The 17,536-nt window shown below is 63.2% G+C and carries 11 protein-coding genes and 1 tRNA gene; 8 read left to right on the forward strand and 4 right to left on the reverse strand.

What is annotated here, in order from left to right:
* Positions 1 to 58 precede the first annotated feature (58 nt).
* From LQ232_RS21550 to LQ232_RS21560, 3 genes are all read left to right on the forward strand, one after another.
* The gene (locus tag LQ232_RS21550) at positions 59 to 1,318 is read left to right on the forward strand and encodes an aspartate kinase (protein ID WP_230182454.1); all 1,260 of its coding nucleotides are present in this window, start codon (positions 59 to 61) and stop codon (positions 1,316 to 1,318) included.
* Between the two features lie 95 nt (positions 1,319 to 1,413).
* Positions 1,414 to 1,504: transfer RNA gene (locus tag LQ232_RS21555), tRNA-Ser, on the forward strand.
* Between the two features lie 455 nt (positions 1,505 to 1,959).
* On the forward strand, positions 1,960 to 3,996 hold the full coding sequence (locus LQ232_RS21560; RefSeq protein ID WP_230182455.1) for a PAS domain-containing sensor histidine kinase: 2,037 nt from the start codon (positions 1,960 to 1,962) through the stop codon (positions 3,994 to 3,996).
* A 363-nt stretch (positions 3,997 to 4,359) separates the two neighbouring features.
* Here LQ232_RS21560 and hmpA read toward each other — a convergent pair whose 3' ends face one another.
* Positions 4,360 to 5,535, reverse strand: coding sequence for an NO-inducible flavohemoprotein (gene hmpA, locus LQ232_RS21565; protein ID WP_230182456.1), 1,176 nt, complete (start codon positions 5,533 to 5,535; stop codon positions 4,360 to 4,362).
* Between the two features lie 146 nt (positions 5,536 to 5,681).
* On the opposite strand from hmpA, the gene norR reads away from it, so the two are divergent.
* Positions 5,682 to 7,217: a nitric oxide reductase transcriptional regulator NorR gene (norR, locus tag LQ232_RS21570; protein ID WP_230182457.1), complete on the forward strand. Its 1,536-nt coding sequence runs from the start codon at positions 5,682 to 5,684 to the stop codon at positions 7,215 to 7,217.
* On the opposite strand, the gene LQ232_RS21575 is transcribed toward norR, so the two are convergent.
* Complete coding sequence (locus LQ232_RS21575; RefSeq protein ID WP_230182458.1) at positions 7,192 to 7,512, reverse strand: DUF2845 domain-containing protein; 321 nt, start codon at positions 7,510 to 7,512, stop codon at positions 7,192 to 7,194. The genes norR and LQ232_RS21575 overlap by 26 nt on opposite strands.
* Positions 7,513 to 7,682: 170 nt before the next feature.
* On the opposite strand from LQ232_RS21575, the gene LQ232_RS21580 reads away from it, so the two are divergent.
* Complete coding sequence (locus tag LQ232_RS21580; protein ID WP_230182459.1) at positions 7,683 to 8,477, forward strand: EcsC family protein; 795 nt, start codon at positions 7,683 to 7,685, stop codon at positions 8,475 to 8,477.
* On the opposite strand, the gene LQ232_RS21585 is transcribed toward LQ232_RS21580, so the two are convergent.
* Positions 8,467 to 8,718 carry a hypothetical protein gene (locus LQ232_RS21585; RefSeq protein WP_230182460.1) on the reverse strand — a complete coding sequence of 84 codons (252 nt, stop codon included), beginning with the start codon at positions 8,716 to 8,718 and terminating at the stop codon, positions 8,467 to 8,469. The two genes, LQ232_RS21580 and LQ232_RS21585, sit on opposite strands and share 11 nt — an antisense overlap.
* 56 nt (positions 8,719 to 8,774) lie before the next feature.
* Entirely contained in the window at positions 8,775 to 9,698 is a 924-nt protein-coding gene (locus LQ232_RS21590; protein ID WP_230182461.1) for a LysR family transcriptional regulator, read from the reverse strand.
* A gap of 124 nt (positions 9,699 to 9,822) precedes the next feature.
* Here LQ232_RS21590 and LQ232_RS21595 point away from each other — a divergent pair, with 124 nt between their 5' ends.
* From LQ232_RS21595 to LQ232_RS21605, 3 genes are read left to right on the forward strand one after another with little or no spacing between them, the layout of a single operon-like run.
* Positions 9,823 to 10,449, forward strand: a complete 627-nt coding sequence (locus LQ232_RS21595) for a glutathione S-transferase family protein (protein WP_230182462.1) — start codon at positions 9,823 to 9,825, stop codon at positions 10,447 to 10,449.
* Positions 10,446 to 11,387 carry a pyridoxamine 5'-phosphate oxidase family protein gene (locus LQ232_RS21600; protein ID WP_230182463.1) on the forward strand — a complete coding sequence of 314 codons (942 nt, stop codon included), beginning with the start codon at positions 10,446 to 10,448 and terminating at the stop codon, positions 11,385 to 11,387. The genes LQ232_RS21595 and LQ232_RS21600 overlap by 4 nt, the downstream gene beginning before the upstream one ends.
* Before the next feature lie 38 nt (positions 11,388 to 11,425).
* On the forward strand, positions 11,426 to 17,533 hold the full coding sequence (locus LQ232_RS21605; RefSeq protein WP_230182464.1) for an alpha-2-macroglobulin: 6,108 nt from the start codon (positions 11,426 to 11,428) through the stop codon (positions 17,531 to 17,533).
* The last annotated feature ends 3 nt before the right edge of the window (positions 17,534 to 17,536 follow it).

The following is a 17,536-nucleotide window of genomic DNA, read 5'->3' on the forward strand; positions in this document are numbered from 1 at the left end:
AACGGGCTAAAATCGAAGGCTCGACCGAGTAAATCGTTACCCTACAACTTCATCTGACATGGCACTGATCGTTCACAAATACGGCGGCACGTCGATGGGCTCCACGGAGCGCATCCGCAACGTCGCCAAGCGCGTGGCCAAGTGGGTGCGTGCTGGCCACCAACTGGTGGTCGTGCCCTCGGCCATGAGCGGCGACACCAACCGCCTGCTCGGCCTGGCCAAGGAAATCTCCGACCGCGCCAGCCCCCGCGAACTCGACATGATTGCCTCCACGGGCGAACAGGTGTCCGTGGGCCTTCTGGCCATCGCGCTGCAGGCTGAAGGCCTGGAGTCGGTGAGTTACGCTGGTTGGCAGGTGCCCATCAAAACCGATTCGTCCTTCACCAAGGCCCGCATCGAAAGCATCGATGACGTGCGTGTGCGCGCCGACCTGGCTGCGGGTAAAGTGGTGGTCATCACCGGCTTCCAGGGTGTCGATCCCAATGGCCACATCACGACCTTGGGTCGCGGTGGTTCGGACACTTCCGCCGTGGCGATTGCCGCGGCCATGAAGGCCGACGAATGCCTGATCTACACGGACGTGGACGGTGTGTACACCACCGACCCGCGCGTGGTTCCTGAGGCGCGCCGTCTGAACAGCATCAGCTTTGAAGAGATGCTGGAGATGGCCAGCCTGGGCTCCAAGGTGCTGCAGATCCGTTCGGTTGAATTTGCCGGCAAATACCGTGTGCCGCTTCGCGTTTTGTCCAGCTTCACCCCCTGGGACATTGACCTCGATGTGGAAGCCGCATCGGGCACGCTGATCAGTTTTGAGGAAGATGAAAAAATGGAACAAGCCGTCGTCTCTGGCATCGCTTTCAACCGCGACGAAGCCAAAATCACCGTGGTCGGCGTGCCCGACACCCCGGGCATCGCCTACCAGATCCTGGGCAAGGTGGCCGAGGCCAACATCGACGTGGACGTGATCATCCAGAACGTGTCGCACGATGGCAAGACCGATTTCTCGTTCACCGTGCACCGCAACGATTACGCGCGCACGATGGAGTTGCTGGAAACCAAGGTGGTGCCGGCTTTGGGCGCGCAGCAAGTGGTGGGCGACCCCAAGATCTGCAAGGTCAGCATCGTGGGCATCGGCATGCGCAGCCACGTGGGCATCGCCAGCACGATGTTCCGTTGCCTGTCGGAAGAGAGCATCAACATCCAGATGATCACCACCAGCGAGATCAAGACCTCGGTCGTGATCGATGAGAAATACATGGAGCTGGCGGTGCGTGCCTTGCACAAGGCCTTTGGCCTGGAAGAAGCCCGCGCAGCTTGATGCCAAGGCGGTGAACGCGCCGTTGTTTTGAGGGCTGTTTTTAAGAGCAGCGTCAAGGCTGGCGCGGTTTTCGCGGCTATAATGCTAGTTGTGCTGGAGATGTGGCCGAGTGGTCGAAGGTACTCCCCTGCTAAGGGAGCATACGCCAAAAGCGTATCGAGGGTTCGAATCCCTCCATCTCCGCCAAAAACAGAATGCCCCCTATGAGACCGGTTCTCGTAGGGGGTTTTTCTTTGAACCGTCCGGCATGTGCCCGGAACGACCAGTTCCTTTCGGGCTCCTTGGGCACTCCAGACTTAAAGGAGGCCCATGTTCGTGCCCCCGCTGAGGCTGTCCGTGTTCGGGTCTTGGCTGATGATGAGCGCCTAAGAAAGAACCCCGTCAAGTTGGCCCAGTCTTTGAAGGTCTGGTGGTTGGGTCTGCACGTAAGGCGGCACCCATCGGCGCCCTATAAATTTTCGGTACTCCACCCGGTGAGCTAAAGGCCACGGTGAGGTCATCGCAATCCAAGATCTCGTGTAAGACTTTCTTGCGTTCCAGTAAGCTCCTGCGACCTGGCAGGTCGACACCAAGTCCGCGGCTCAATCGGGGTATGGTGGTAGTACCGCTATGTGTGCAAGGTGCCACCATTCAGATTACCCGTGAAGTCCATTGGCCGTATGACTCATTCAAAAACAGGCAAGGATGGCGACCAAATTCGTCAGAGCGAGCAGCGATTCCGGCTCTTAATAGAAAGCGTGCGCGATTACGCCATCTTCATGCTGGATCCGACAGGCCACGTTCAAACCTGGAATCCCGGCGCCGAGCGCTTCAAGGGCTACCAGGCGAATGAGATCATCGGTCAGCACTTTTCTCGTTTTTATCCGCCGGAGGCGTTAGCGCGCCGTCTTCCAGAACATGAATTGGAGGTCGCTGCTGAAGTGGGTTCGTTTGAGGACGAAGGTTGGCGAGTGAGAAAAGACGGCTCGCTTTTCTGGGCCAATGTGGTGATCACGGCTTTGCGTGCGCCTGACGGGACGCTTGTCGGATTTGCAAAGGTAACGCGGGATCTTACCCAGCGCCGGAATCACGAAGAGGAGCTGCGCCGGAGCGAAGAACGCTTTAGGTTGCTGGTCGAAGGGGTTTCCGACTATGCGATCTTCATGCTCGACGTCAACGGTAACGTTGCCACATGGAATGTTGGCGCTGAACGCATCAAAGGCTACAAGAGCGAAGAAATCATCGGGCAACATTTCTCAGTTTTTTACCCGCCCGAGATCAGGGAGACCGGCTGGCCCGACTACGAATTGCAGGAGGCCACCTTGAAGGGCAGCTTCGTTGACGAAGGCTGGCGCCTGAGGAAAGACGGCAGCAAATTATGGGCGAATGTCACCATCACAGCGCTGAGAGACGACGCCGGCCGGCTAATCGGCTTTGCCAAGCTTACGCGCGACCTGACAGAGCGAAAGCGAAACGAGGCAGCTGAGGCTGCAACGCATGAGCACGAAAGTTTGCTTGAAGCCGAGCGCACCGCGCGCATGGAAGCGCAGCGAGCCGCGCGGGCAAAGGATGAGTTCCTAACCGTCCTGTCGCATGAGTTGCGCACGCCCTTGAGCGCAATCATGGGTTGGACTCAGATCCTGCTGAGAGATGACTCGGGCATGTCAGACAAGCAGAAGAAGGGGATCCAGGTCATCGATAGAAACGCGCGGGCGCAGGCGCAGCTCATCAATGATCTTCTTGACCTCGGCAGGATCATGAGCGGGAAGCTGCGGCTCGACATCCGACAAATATCCCTGTCGGACATCGTTCAGGCCGCCGTAGACACTGCACGCCCCTCTGCCGAGGCCAAAGACATTCGCATGAAGGTCATGCTTGACCCGGTCCAGACGGTGGTCTGCGGCGACAGTGATCGCTTGCAGCAGGTGGTGTGGAACCTCTTGACCAACGCGGTCAAGTTCACGCCGAAGGGCGGGCAGATCCATGTCCTTCTTCAGCGCATCAACTCACATCTCGAGCTGAGCGTCAGCGATACGGGTGCCGGCATTCCGGCAAACTTCTTGCCATACGTGTTCGATCGCTTTGCCCAGAAAGACAGTTCAACAACGAGAGCACACGGTGGCCTTGGGCTTGGGTTGTCAATCAGCAAGCAGTTGGTTGAGCTGCACGGTGGATCAATCCGTGCATCAAGCCTGGGCGAAGGAAAAGGGTCGACGTTCTTTGTCAATCTCCCCGTCTCCATAGTGCAGCTGGAAGACGAGCGCGAACTGCGCATTCATCCCACGTCAGAGGAGCCGTCTTCAGACAATTTAGGACTGCCTGATCTTACGGGAGTTCACATATATGTCATAGACGACGAGGCTGACGCACGTGAGCTGCTACAGCGCGTACTCGAAGGTGTGGGCGCTGAGGTCACCTGCTTCGAATCCGCGCAAGGCGCTATGGCAGCCCTTCAGCAACGCAGGCCTCGAGCCATTGTGAGTGACATCGGCATGCCGGGAATGGATGGCTACCAATTCATGCGCTTGCTTCGTGCGAACGAGGCAAAGAACGAGAAAATTCCGGCGCTTGCCCTCACTGCTTTCGCGCGGGCCGAAGACCGAAAAAAGGCGTTGCTTGCGGGTTACCAAGCCCATCTGGCTAAGCCGTTCGACGTAGCCGAACTCATCCTGCTGCTGTCAGATTTAGTGGTGAGGTGAGTTCACCAGCTTGATCCTGCCCATGCCCGGGGCATGACGTGCCGAGACGTGAACCGCAGGCGGCTTCCTAGGCAAGGGCTTTGAAAAGGCGACAGAGCAGTTCAATCGCCTTGGACAGCGTCAGCAATGCAATGCAAATGGAGCAAACCCAGATGAGCAAAGCGAGGCGTTGCTCCGCACGATTCATGGGCACGCGCGCATTCACCCGGGTGATTTCAATCCGGGCGAAAGTGTCTGGCATAGAGCGGGGCTGCAAGCGCCGTTCGTGTTGGCTGGTCACGACATGTCTCCCGAGCCAAACTCGGATGCATGCTTTGTGCCAGCCCGGGGGCAGCGGAGCCGCTCACGACCCCGCTTGATGGTTCATGCCAGGGCTTCAGTGGGCCCAAAAAATTCGAAGCGCAGCCGGTTGGCCTGCACGCCCAGGTCTTTGCCAAACTGGTAAATGGCCTGCATGAAGGGCTTGGGGCCGATGAAGTAGACGTCCACATCACGGTCATCCGGCAAATGCTGGCTGAGCAAATCCTGGCTGACCCTGCCGATGGTGTGGGGTGCCTCGGTGCCACGCGGCTCTTCGTAGACGTACGTGGCGCGCACGTTCGCATGTTGTGCGACAAGTTCATCCACCCGTGCACGGAAGGCGTGCACACCGCCATGCCGGGCAGCGTGGATGAAGTGGATGGGGCGGCCCGAGCCGGCATGGGCTTCGAGCATGCTCATCGCGGGTGTGATGCCCACGCCGCCGGTGATCAGCACCAAGGGGCGGGTGGCTTCGTCCAGCACGAAGTCGCCACTGGGCGCCTGCACCTGCAGTTCTTGCCCAACCTGGACCTCGTCATGCAACCAGTTGGACGCCAGCCCACCGGCTTCGCGTTTGACGCTGATGCGCAGCCAGGGCTTGCCGGGCGCGTCTGACAAGGAATAGTTGCGGCGCAGTTCTTGCCCATGAACCTTGAGCACCAAGGTCAGGTACTGGCCGGGCTGGAAGGCCGGCAGCGCTCCGCCATCGCTGGGCTCCAGGTAGAAGGAGGTGATCAGCTCGCTTTCAGTTTCCTTGCGCGCGACCTTGAAGGCTCGGGTGCCACGCCATCCGCCCAGCTTGGCGGCATTGGCCTGATAGACCTGTTCTTCTGCATCAATCAGCAAGTCGGCCAGGGCCGTGTAGGCCTCACCCCAGGCGGCGATAATGTCGTCGGTGGCGGCATCACCCAACACCTCCTTGATGGCGCGCAGCAGGCATTGGCCCACGATGGGGTAGTGCTGAGGCTCAACGCCCAGAGACACGTGTTTTTGGATGATGCGGGGCAGGGCGCCTGCCAAGGCTTCCAGGCGGTCGATGTTGGCGGCGTAGGCCAGCACGGCACCTGCCAGGGCCCGCGCCTGGGTACCTTGCGCCTGGTGGGCTTCATTGAAGAATGCCTTGAGCTCCGGGTGCTCGCGCAACATCAACTGGTAGAAGTGCGTGGTGATGGCTTCGCCATGCTGTTGAAGCACGGGCACGGTGGCCTTGATGAGGGCGATGGTCTGGGCTGAAAACATGCTTGGGCTCCTGGAGGTGGTTTGAACGTTTGCCGATTCAATCCAAATTCCGTGCCAAACCCACGGCGCTTGCAAGTGCTTGATTTATCACACACCGGTGTAGTGCGTTGTTAAAATGACTGCAACGTAATTGTTGTCGAAATGACATGAATGTTGTCGAATTGACCAAAGAAGGCGTGATGACGCCATGCCAGCGGCTTCTTTCTGCGGCGCGGGCACTGGTGAAGTGCGATGCGGCGGCCTTGCTGCGGCTGGAGGGCGATGTGCTGGTGCCCGTGGCCATTGATGGCTTGAGCGAAGACACGCTGGGCAGGCGGTTTGCCGTGTCGCAACACCCCAGGCTGGCGCAATTGCTGTCCAGCGGCCAGGGCTTGCGTTTTCCCCCTGATTGCCCTCTGCCCGATCCCTACGATGGCCTGGTGGCGGGGCACCCGCACATCCTGCCGGTGCACGACTGCATGGGCGCACCTTTGAGGTTGGGAGGGCGCTTGTGGGGTTTGGTCACCCTTGATGCCTTGACGCCCGGCGGCTTGGCCGATGTGTCGCCCGAGCAACTGCGGGCGTTGACCGCTTTGCTGGAAGACGGCATAGAAAAGCAGGACACCATTGGCGCGCTGGCCGAGCGTGCCGAACGTGAGCAGGCCGTGTCACGGGCCTTGCTGCAAACGGGCCAGCAGCCGCGGCGCTTGTTGGGCCACAGTGGGCCGCTGCAGCAATTGCTGAGCGAGATCAACATCGTGGCGTCTTCGGATCTGACGGTGCTGATCCTGGGCGAAACAGGTGTCGGCAAGGAATTGGTGGCCCAGCAACTGCATGCCCAATCCGCCCGCCACGATCGACCCCTCATCCAGCTCAACTGTGCGGCCTTGCCCGACACCCTGGCCGACAGTGAGCTGTTCGGTCACAAGCGAGGCGCGTTCACCGGGGCGGTTCAGGACCGCGTTGGCAAGTTCGAGCTGGCCGATGGCGGCACCTTGTTCCTGGATGAGGTGGGTGAACTGTCACCGGCGGTGCAGGCCAAGTTGCTGCGGGTGCTGCAAAGCGGGGAGCTGCAAAGGCCGGGCAGCGACAAGGCACTGCGGGTAGACGTGAGGGTGGTGGCCGCGACCAACCGGGATCTGAAGCAGGAGGTGGCGCAAGGGCGTTTTCGCGCCGACCTGTACCACCGCTTGTCGGTGTATCCGCTGCATGTGCCGCCCCTGCGAGAGCGTGGCCGCGATGTGCTGAGCCTGGCGGGCGGGTTTCTGGAAGAAAACCAGCACCGCCTGGGGGCACGCAATCTGCGTTTGTCACCCCAGGCCAAAACGGCGTTGCTGGCCTATGACTGGCCGGGCAATGTTCGCGAGCTGGAGCATCTGATCAACCGCGCTGCGCTGAGGGCCCTGTCCGAGCAAGGGCGGTCTGCAAGGTGGGTGGCCATCGACCCGGTTCACCTCAACCTGGGTGAAGCCGCCCACGCAGAGCCGGCACTGAGAGCATCAGGGCATGAAGCGCCGCCAACTGTGGTGCTGGATGGCGAAGGGCTGCGGGTTGCCACCGATGCCTTTCAGCGGCAGTGGATTGAGGCGGCCTTGGCCAAGCATGGCGGTGCCATGGCGGCGGCCGCACGCGAGGCGGGCATGGACCGCAGCAACTTCCACCGCCTGGCCACGAGGCTCAACGTGGGCTTCGGCCGTAGCTGATGGTCTGCACCACGCCGGCCCTGAAGCGCACCGTGGCCATCAGGTTGCCCTCACCGCGGTCATAGAGCCACTCCTCCACCGGTTGGCAGGGGATCACCACGCTGGCAAACGGTTGGGGTACCGGCATCAGCGTCGGGGCGTAGTACACCGGGGCGCAAAAGCTGTCGGCCAGCACCGGTTGGCCGCACTTGTACAGAACGGACATGCGGGAATCGCCTTCGGAGGCGATGTTGCCGTTGCAGCGCAGCGACTCGGCCATGGCGGGCGTGCAGTGCCCGACCGCGAGGGTGGCCATGATGAAAAGGCGGCGAAGAAAACCTGGAGCGCACGCGTCATGCATGGTGCGCAGGATACCTTTGCCGCGAAGTTGCAAGCCAGGCAGGGTTTTGTCGGGCGCAAAAGGGTGCAGTGGGCCACCACGGGCGCATCATTTGCTAGCCAAGCATGCAACCAAAGGATTCGACCATGCCACTTTCTTCTGCCGACCTGGGCGAACTGCGCCAAGCCAAGGCCTTGCTTGAAAACCCAGGCCTGGTGGCCCGGATCAGCGATGTGCTGGGCACGCCCCTGGAAAAGGGCTACGGCATGCTGCCCAAAAAATGGGCTTCGGTGGTCAACGAGGCGGCCAGCAAGGCCATTGCCAAAGCCATGGACGTGGCCCTGAGTACCATGAACAGTTTGCCCGCGAGTCATTCGTCCAACGGGTGGCACAAGCTGGCCGTGGGGGCGTCGGGCGCTTTGGGCGGTGCCTTTGGCCTGTCCACCTTGTTGATCGAGTTGCCGGTGTCGACGACGATCATGTTGCGCTCGATCGCCGATGTGGCGCGCAGTGAGGGCGAGGATTTGAGCACGCCGGAGTCGCAGCTTGAATGCGTGCAAGTGCTGGCGCTGGGGGGCCGCTCGGGCCAGGACGATGCAGCCGAGGCTGGCTACTTCGCGGCCCGTGCAGCCATGGCCCAGGCGGTGTCAGAAGCCGCTCGGCACGCGGCGCAAAAGGGTTTGGTTCAGCGCAAGGGGACCGCCTTGGTGCAGTTCATCGCGCAAGTCGCTTCGCGCTTTTCAGTCAACGTGTCTGAAAAGGTGATGGCCCAGGCCGTGCCCATCGTGGGCGCGGTGGGCGGGGCGGTGATCAACACCTTGTTCATGGAGCACTTCCAGCGCATGGCCCGTGGACACTTCATCGTGCGGCGGTTGGAGCGCACGCACGGTGTTGAAGAGGTCAGGGTGGCCTACGCCGGCATCACCGGGTTCAATGCCTGACGTGTTCCTTGTTGAAGCCGCCGCTGGGGGCGATGGTGCGGGGGCGGTCGTCGGGCGTGGAGCAGGGGGCTTGCCATTCTCGCAGTTCACGCTCGAGCAATTGGTGGCCGTGGTGCTTTGCCAAGTCAATCAGGGCGAAGACGTTGTCGTCGTTGACCAGTTCATGGCCAAGGCCCTTTTCCAGCTGGCGGTAGATGGTCTGGATCTCGGGCGTTGCAGAGTCGGGCACTGTTGTTGCCATGGCAAGTCTCCTGCTGAGGGGGTGGCCGGAATGGCCACCTGAAGCTTCAGCTGCAATCACTGTGCCCGTGGTGGATCAACATCGTTGAGAGCAGGGTGGGCGCGCAGCCGTGCCGCGGCAAAGTCCAGGAAGGCGCGGACCTTGGCGGCGGCGTGCCGGCCTTCGGGATGCACCAGGTGCACGGGCACGGGCACGGGTTCGCAGTCGGCCAGCACGATGCGCAGGTGACCACGGGCCACATCTTCGGCCACCTGGTAGGACATGGTTCGGACCAGGCCATGGCCCGACTTGGCCGCCAGGATGGCCACTTCGCTGGCGTTGACGGTCAGTTGCACGCGGGGAGTGGGCGCCGGGTGGAGATCGCGGTGGGCAGCGCCCGGTCGCGCGAACTGCCAAGGCGTGAATGGGCCACCAGATGTGGAGATGCCGATCGCATCGTGCCGCGCGAGGTCGTCGGGCGACAGTGGCTCGCCGTGGCGCGCGAGGTAGTCGGGCGAAGCCACGATCACCCGGCGCACGGTGCCGACCTTGAGGGCGGTGAGGGACGAATCGGGCAGGTGCGCGATGCGCAGGGCCACGTCCACACCTTCGTCGATCAAGTGCACCAGGCGGTCCACGAACATGGCCCTGGCGCTCAGGCGCGGGTGCTCTTTCAGAAAATCGAGCAACAAGGGCGCCATGTGGATGCGGCCAAACAGCACGGGCGCAGTGATCTTGAGCTCGCCCTGTGGATCGACGTGGGCGCCACTGGCCACGGCATCGGCTTCGTCCAGCTCGGCGAGGATGCGGCGGCAATCGGCCACGTAGCGCTCGCCGGCCTCGCTCAGGCGCAGGCTGCGGGTGGTTCGGTGCAGCAAGCGTGCGCCCAGGTGCTGCTCCAGGGCGGCCACCGCGCGGGTGACGGCGGCGGGTGAGCATTTGAGCAACCGGGCGGCGCCCGCGAAGCTTTGGGCGTCGGCCACGGCCACGAATACGCGCATTGAATCAAGCTGGTCCATCGTCCATTGTTGCGCAAATTGCAATGATGACTTGTCTGCCACGCCCATTCACATGGCCGATCTCTGGCCATAAGCTGAGGGCACTGTTCAACCAAGGAGCCCTCACATGTCCATCCGCCTGCATGATTTCGCCCTGTCTGGCCACGCCCATCGTGTGCGCTTGTTCCTGTCTTTGCTGGGTTTGTCCTTCGAGCAGGTGCCGGTCGATCTGCGCGGGGGCGAACACAAAAGCGCGGCTTTTTTGAGCAAGAACCTTTTTGGCCAAGTGCCCGTGCTGGAAGACGGCCCGCTGACCTTGGCCGACAGCAACGCGATCATCACCTACCTGGCCTTGAAGTACGACCCTCAGCGGCAATGGTGGCCCGAGGCGCCAGCGCAGATCGCCGAGGTTCAGCGGTGGCTGAGCGCGGCCGCAGGCCCATTGGCGCATGGTGCGGCCAAGGCGCGTTGGACCACGCTGGTGGGCGGCACCCCGGACAAGGCCGTGCTGGACACCGCCAGGCAATTGCTGTTGGTGATGGATCAGCGCTTGAGCGGCCAGCGCTTTCTGGCCTCCGAGCAGCACCCGACGGTGGCCGATGTGGCCATGTACAGCTACACCGCCCGCGTGCCCGAAGGTGGCATTGCGCTGGAAGACTATCCCCAGGTGCAACGGTGGTTGGCCGAGGTGGAGGCCTTGCCAGGCTTCGTGCCCATGCCATCCACCCAGCCTTTTAGCAAGCCTGCAGCATGAACGCGCCCGGGGCCGACTCGCCTTTCCATGCCGGCGAGCAGCACATGCAAACCCTGGCCGGCGTGCGCGAGGTGATGGAGTCCAGAGGGCGCCAGTTCATCCGCGATCACATGCCCCAGCAGCACCGCGACTTCTTTGCCACCTTGCCTTTCCTCATCATCGGGGCCTTGGATGCGCAAGGCTGGCCGTGGGCCTCGATGATGGCGGGGCCGCCGGGGTTCATGGTCTCGCCCGATCCCCAGGTGTTGCACTTGCGGGGCGGCTTGTTGGCCGACGACCCCCTGGCTGGCAGCTGGCAAGCCGGTGCGCAAGTGGGTTTGCTGGGCATCCAGCCACACACGCGCCGACGCAATCGCATGAATGGCGTGTTGATGGCGGTGGACGAAGTGGGCGCCTCGGTGGCGGTGCGGCAGAGTTTTGGCAACTGCCCCAAGTACATCCAACCTCGGGAAGCGGTCTGGCAGCCCGAAGGGGCGGCAGCCGGCATGGCCCAGGTGTTGACGGAGGGTGCGCATCTGTCGGCCACGGCTCGGGCCATCATCGAGCAAGCCGACACGTTTTTTGTGGCCTCGGCGTCGGCCCATGCCCAAGGTGGTGATGTGCCCCGAAGCGAAGGGGTGGATGTTTCGCACCGGGGTGGCCTGTCTGGTTTCGTGAAGGTGCGCGAAGCCACGGATGGCACGGTGTTGACGGTGCCCGACTACACCGGCAACTTCATGTTCAACACGCTGGGCAACATCGTGAGCAACCCCCGGGTCGGCTTGCTGTTCATTGACTTTGCCAGTGGTGCCTTGCTGTGGTTGCAGGGTTTGGCGAAGGTCGAGCATGACAGCCCGGAGCAAGCCGAGCATGCCGGCGCACTGCGCCTTTGGCGCATTCAGGTCAAACAAGGGCGCCTGCATGAAGGAGGGTGGCCGCTGGCCTGGTCCGAAGGCTGATATCGTGCCTGCCACGACAACACAGCAGAGGACGCCCCATGAGTCAACATTGGTTTCGCCGCAGCATGCCCAAGGCACTGGCCTGGACGGCGTTGGCCTTGACCACGGGGGTGTTGTCCGCAGCCACGGTGCAGACCTTTTCGCCGCAGGGCGAGGTGGCCAAGGTGAGGCAGGCGCGGGCCACGTTCACGGAATCGATGGTGCGTTTTGGCGATCCCAAGTTGCCATCGCCGTTCGATCTGGCTTGCCTCAACAGCACGCCGCCAGCGGGCTCGGGCCGTTGGGTGGATGACAAGACCTGGGTGCATGACTTCACGCAGGACGTGCCGGCAGGCACCAAGTGCAGCTTCAAGTTGAAGTCTGGCTTGAAGACCTTGGCCGGTGATGCGGTGCAAGGCCCGGCCGCTTACGATTTCAGCACGGGTGGCCCAACGATCGTGAGGGCCTACCCCGTGGCGGGCGAGGGCAGTCGGATCGAGGAAGAGCAAGTGTTTGCGCTGCTGCTCACTGGCGCGGCCACGGCGGCCAGCATTGAGCGGCATGGGCGCTGCGAGGTCGCGGGCCTGGGCGAACAACTGCCCTTGAAAGTGGTGACGGGTGCCGTGCGCGACGCGATTCTCAAGGCGGTTGACCTGTTGCCGCAGCAGGCCCGTGTGGCCACGGTGCAGTGCGCGCGGCCTTTGCCCAACGATGCCCGGGTTCAGGTGGTCTGGGCGCGCGGCATTGCCACGCCATCGGGCGTGCCCAATTCGAACGACCGCACCCTGGACTACGCCGTTCGCCCGCCGTTCAGCGCCAGCTTCACTTGCGAGCGCACGAGTTCGCGCGCGGATTGCCTGCCCATCAGGCCGATGCGGATCGAGTTTTCATCGCCCGTGCCCCGCAAGCTGGCCGAGCGAATCGTTCTGATCGCGCCCGATGGCCAGCGCAAGCCTGAGGTGGAGCAGCAACGTGGCGAGACCAAAGAGCAACTGCTGTCGGTGGTGCGGAACGGCATCCGCCAGTTCTTCTACCTGTTCAGCCGCAAGAAGGGTGAGGTGGGCATCGACCCGTCGGACAGTGGCGTCAGCGCCGTGGAGTTCAAAGGCCCCTTGCCTGAAAGCGCCGACATCCGCATCGAGCTGCCCGCCGACCTGCGTGACGATGCGGGCCGTGTGCTGAGCAACGCCAGCGCCTTCCCTTTGAAGACACGCACGGCCGAGGCCCCGGCCTTGGCCAAGTTCCCCGCGGCCACGTTTGGCATCTTGGAACTGAACGCCGAGCCGATGCTGCCCTTGACCGTGCGCCGCATTGAAGGTGATCTGAAGGTGAAAGGCCTGGCCACGCCGGGCAGTGCGGTGCGCGATCTGAAGCTGGCCGATGACCAGGCCATCATCGACTGGCTGGCCAAGGTCAAGCGCTACAACGAGGGGCGTTTGCCTCGCGACGAAGTCCAGTCGGAGTTGGGCATCAAGTTGCCGCCACCCGTTAAAAAAGCCAAGCCGGCGCGACCCGCCAAGCGATATGGCGAAGCGGTGCCCGAGGATGAGGAAGACGACAACGCAGATCGGCCCGATGTGGTCCAGACCCGCACGGTGAGTCTTCTCAACCGCGAAGCCGACGCGAAGAAGCTGAGCTTGCCGTCCGGCGATGCCAAGGTTGATGCCCGGCCATTCGAGGTCATCGGCATTCCCATGAACCAGCCCGGCTTCCACGTGGTGGAGGTTGAATCGGCCAAGCTGGGCCAGGCGCTGCTGGACCGCGATGCGCCCATGTTCGTGCGCACCAGCGTGCTGGTCACCAACCTGGGCGTGCATTTCAAGACCAGCACCAACAACTCGCTGGTGTGGGTGACGACGCTGGACAAAGGCAAGCCGGTGGAAGCTGCGCAGGTGCAGATCTCGGATTGCCAGGGCCAAGTGGTGTGGTCTGGGCGCACGGACAAACTGGGCTTGGCCATGGTCAAAAAAGAGTTGCCGCGCCTGACCTGGGAGTATTGCCAGAGCGGTGCTTCGCGCAACGAGAACGAAACAGGCTACTTCGTCAGTGCCCGCAAGACGGATGCGCACGGCCGTGCCGACATGGCCTTTGTGTGGTCGACTTGGAACCAGGGCATCGAGCCCTGGCGCTTTCATGTGAACACCAGCTGGTCGGACGTGCCATCGCCCAGCATCTACCACTCGGTGCTGGACCGCACCTTGTTGCGCGCTGGCCAGACCGTGTCCATGCAGCACCACGCCCGTCTTGAGAAGCTGACGGGCCTGGGCCTGGTCGACCCCCGTGAGCTGCCGCCCACGCTGACCATCGTGCACGAGGGCACGGGCCAGGAGTTCTCGCAAGCACTGAGCTGGCGCGGCCGCCATGCCGAATCCAGCTTCGCCATCCCCGAAGACGCCAAGCTGGGTGTCTACAACATCCAGTTGGTCCGCGATGGCCAGCGTGTGAGCACGGGCAGCTTCCGCGTCGAGGAGTTCCGCCTGCCGGTGATGACCGGCCGCATCATCCCGCCCAAGGCCGCGCTGATCCAGCCCAAGGACGTGAGCCTGGGTTTGCAGATCAACTACGGCAATGGCGGCGGCGCGGCGGGTTTGCCGGTGCGCGTGTCGGCCCAATGGCGTGATGCGAACCTGGAGTCGGCTTTGCGCACCGAGCGCTATCCCGGCTTCCGCTTCAACCCACCACGCGAGCCACGCGATCCCAATGCCAAGTCTTTCTTCTCGGAAGACTATGTGGACGAGGGCGATGAGGAGTCGTCGGTCTACACGCCTGAAGAGCGCGCCAAGCTGGTGGCCGACAAGCTGCCCGTGACGTTGGACAAGAATGGTGCTGGCAATGTGCTGCTGCCCAAGCTGCCCGCCACCAAGGTGCCGCGCGAGATGCTGGTGCAGGCCACCTACGCCGACCCCAATGGCGAGGTGCAGACCTTGAGCCAGACCGTGCCCGTGTGGCCCGCCGGCCTGGCGCTGGGCGTGCGCACCGAGGAATGGGTGTCGGTGAAGCAGAAGGTGGCCACGCAAGTGGTGGTGCTGGACACCGCTGGCCAGCCCAAGGCGGGCGTGAGCGTTAGTGTGCGCGCCGTCGCCCATCGCACCAACTCCACCCGCAAGCGCCTGGTGGGCGGCTTCTATGCCTATGACAATCAGAATGCCGATGAAGACCTGGGTCAGGTGTGCAGCGGCACCAGCGATGCGCGCGGCCTGGTGCTGTGCGAGGGCACGCTGAAGTCCGCTGGCGAGGTTGAACTGATCGCGCAAGCCAATGACGCCGCCGGCAACACCGCGCGCTCGGCTGCCTCTGTTTGGGTAACGCGCCAGGGTGAACTGTGGTTCGGTGGCGAGAACCAGGATCGCATGGACGTGATCCCCGAGCAGCGCAGCTACGAGCCGGGCCAGACCGCGAAGTTCCAGGTGCGCAGCCCCTTCCGCCATGCCACGGCGCTGGTCGCCATCGAGCGCAACGGCATCATCGAGACCCGCACGCTCGAACTCAACGGCAAGGACCCGACCATCTCTCTGGACGTGAAGGCCGAGTGGGGCCCTAATGTGTTCGTGTCCGTGCTGGCCGTGCGTGGCCGCGTGCACGAGGTGCCCTGGTACAGCTTCTTCACCTGGGGCTGGCGCTCGCCCACTGAATGGTGGAAGGCCTTCAATGACGATGGCCGCGACTACCAAATGCCCACCGCGATGGTCGATCTGTCCAAGCCGGCCTTCAAGTACGGCATCGCCGAGATCGAGGTGGGCACGGCGGGGCACCGCTTGAAGGTCGAGGTGCAGCCAGACAAGGCGCGTTACCCGATCCGCGCGACCAGCCAGGTGCGCGTGAAGGTCAGCTTGCCGAACGGCCAACCCGCGCCTGCCGGCACCGAAGTGGCCCTGGCCGCCGTGGACGAAGCCTTGCTGGAACTCAGCCCCAACGACAGCTGGGATCTGCTGGGCGCCATGGTGCGCAAGCGCGGCTATGGCGTGGACACCGCCACCGCGCAGATGCAGATCATCGGCAAGCGGCACTTCGGCAAGAAGGCCGCGCCACCGGGTGGTGGGGGCGGGCAGTTCCCCACGCGCGAGTTGTTCGACACCTTGCTGTTGTGGAACCCGCGCGTGGTGCTCGATGCCAAGGGTGAGGCGGTCGTCAAGGTGCCCTTGAACGATTCGCTCACGTCCTTCCGCATCGTCGTCATCGCGGATGCGGTGCAGGGCGCCAACGCGGGTTTGTTCGGCACAGGGCGCGCCAGCATCGCTGCCACGCAGGATCTGCAGATCGTCTCGGGCGTGCCGCCGCTGGTGCGCGAGGGTGACCGCTATCGGGCCATGTTCACCTTGCGCAATACCACGGCCCAGGCCATGGAGGCCTCGTTCACCGCGCAGGTCGGCACTGATACCTTGCCCGCGCAGCGCATTCGCATCGAACCCAACGCTGCTGCCGAAGCGGGTTGGGACGTGACCGTGCCCTTCAATGTCAAGCAGCAGGAATGGACGGTGTCGGCCGAATCGGGCGCCGTGCGTGACCGCATGAAGGTGACGCAGAAGGTGGCCGAAGCCGTGCCCGTGACGGTGCAGCAAGCCACCTTGATGCAACTGGACAAAGGCAGCGTCAGCATCCCCATCGGTATGCCCGCCACGGCCCTGGCCGATGCGCAAGGCGTGCCCCGCGGCGGCATCGAAGTCGCCTTCAAGCCCAAGCTGTCTGACGGCCTGCCCGGTGTGCGTGACTTCTTCGAGCGTTACCTGTGGGATTGCCTGGAGCAACGCGCCTCCATCGCCATCGGCCTGCGCGATGTCGAGGCTTGGCGCAGCCTGGCCAGCCGCATCCCGCTGTACCTGGATGACGATGGCCTGGCGCATTACTTCCCGCCTTCGGCCAGTTCGGGCCGCACCGGCAGCGACAGCCTGACCGCTTACCTGCTGGCCATCAGCGATGAAGCCAGCAAGCTGGGTTACGACTTCAGCCTGCCCGACGACACGCGCCTGCGCATGGAGCGCGGTTTGGCTGCTTTTGTCGAAGGCCGCATCAAGCGCGACTTCTGGGTGCCGGCCTTTCTGAAGAACGGTGATTTGGACGTGCGCAAGCTGGCCGCGATCGAGGCGCTGTCGCGCACGGGCAAAGTGCAAGCGCGCATGCTGGACTCGGTGCAGATCCTGCCCAACCAGTGGCCGACCAGCGCCGTCATCGATTGGCTGTCCATCCTGGATCGTGTGAAGGACATCCCCGAGCGCGACAAGCGCATGCTGGAGGCCGAGCAGATCCTGCGTGCGCGTTTGAACGTGCAGGGCACGCGCCTGGGCTTCTCGACCGAGCGCGATGACAGTTGGTGGTGGCTGATGGCCAATGGCGACGTCAACAGCGTGCGCATGATCTTGGCCACTTTGCCCAAGGCCGCCTGGAAAGACGACCTGCCGCGCCTAGTCACCGGCACCTTGCAACGCCAGCAGCGCGGCCGTTGGTCCACCACGGTGTCCAACGCCTGGGGTTCGGTCGCCATCGAGGCCTTCTCGAAACGCTTTGAGCGCGATCCGGTCACCGGTACGTCGAAGGTTGGCTTCGAGCCCGGGCCGGCGCCACAGAACTTTTCGTGGAGCCAATCGCCCGATGGCGGCAAGGTGGCGCTGGGCTGGCCCAAGCCCGTGGCTGGCAGTGCATCAAGCCCGGCAGGCAGCAACGTCAAGGTCACGCACGAAGGCACGGGCAAGCCATGGCTTACCTTCACCAGCAAGGCCGCCATCCGCCTGACCACGCCTTTCAGCAGCGGTTACCGCATCACCAAGACCATCACGCCGGTGGAGCAGAAGGTGAAGGGCCAATACAGCCGGGGCGACGTGCTGCGCGTGCACCTGCAGATTGACGCGCAGGCCGACATGACCTGGGTGGTGGTCAACGACCCTATCCCTGGTGGTTCGACCTTGCTGGGCTCGGGGCTGGGCCGCGACGATGCCATGAGCACAACCGATGAGCGGCAGGACAGCCGTGGTTGGCTGGCCTACCAGGAGCGCAGCTTCGAAGCCTTCCGTTCCTACTACCGCTACCTGCCCAAGGGCCCGTTGGTGCTGGAATACACGGTGCGCTTGAACAACCCCGGCACCTTCGGCCTGCCGCAAACGCGCGTCGAGGCCATGTACGCGCCCGAGATGTTCGGCGAGTTCCCCAACGCGCCCGTGGCGGTGGGGCCTTGAGGC

It is taken from the genome of Aquabacterium sp. CECT 9606, assembly GCF_918741295.1.
GTDB lineage: Bacteria > Pseudomonadota > Gammaproteobacteria > Burkholderiales > Burkholderiaceae_C > Aquabacterium.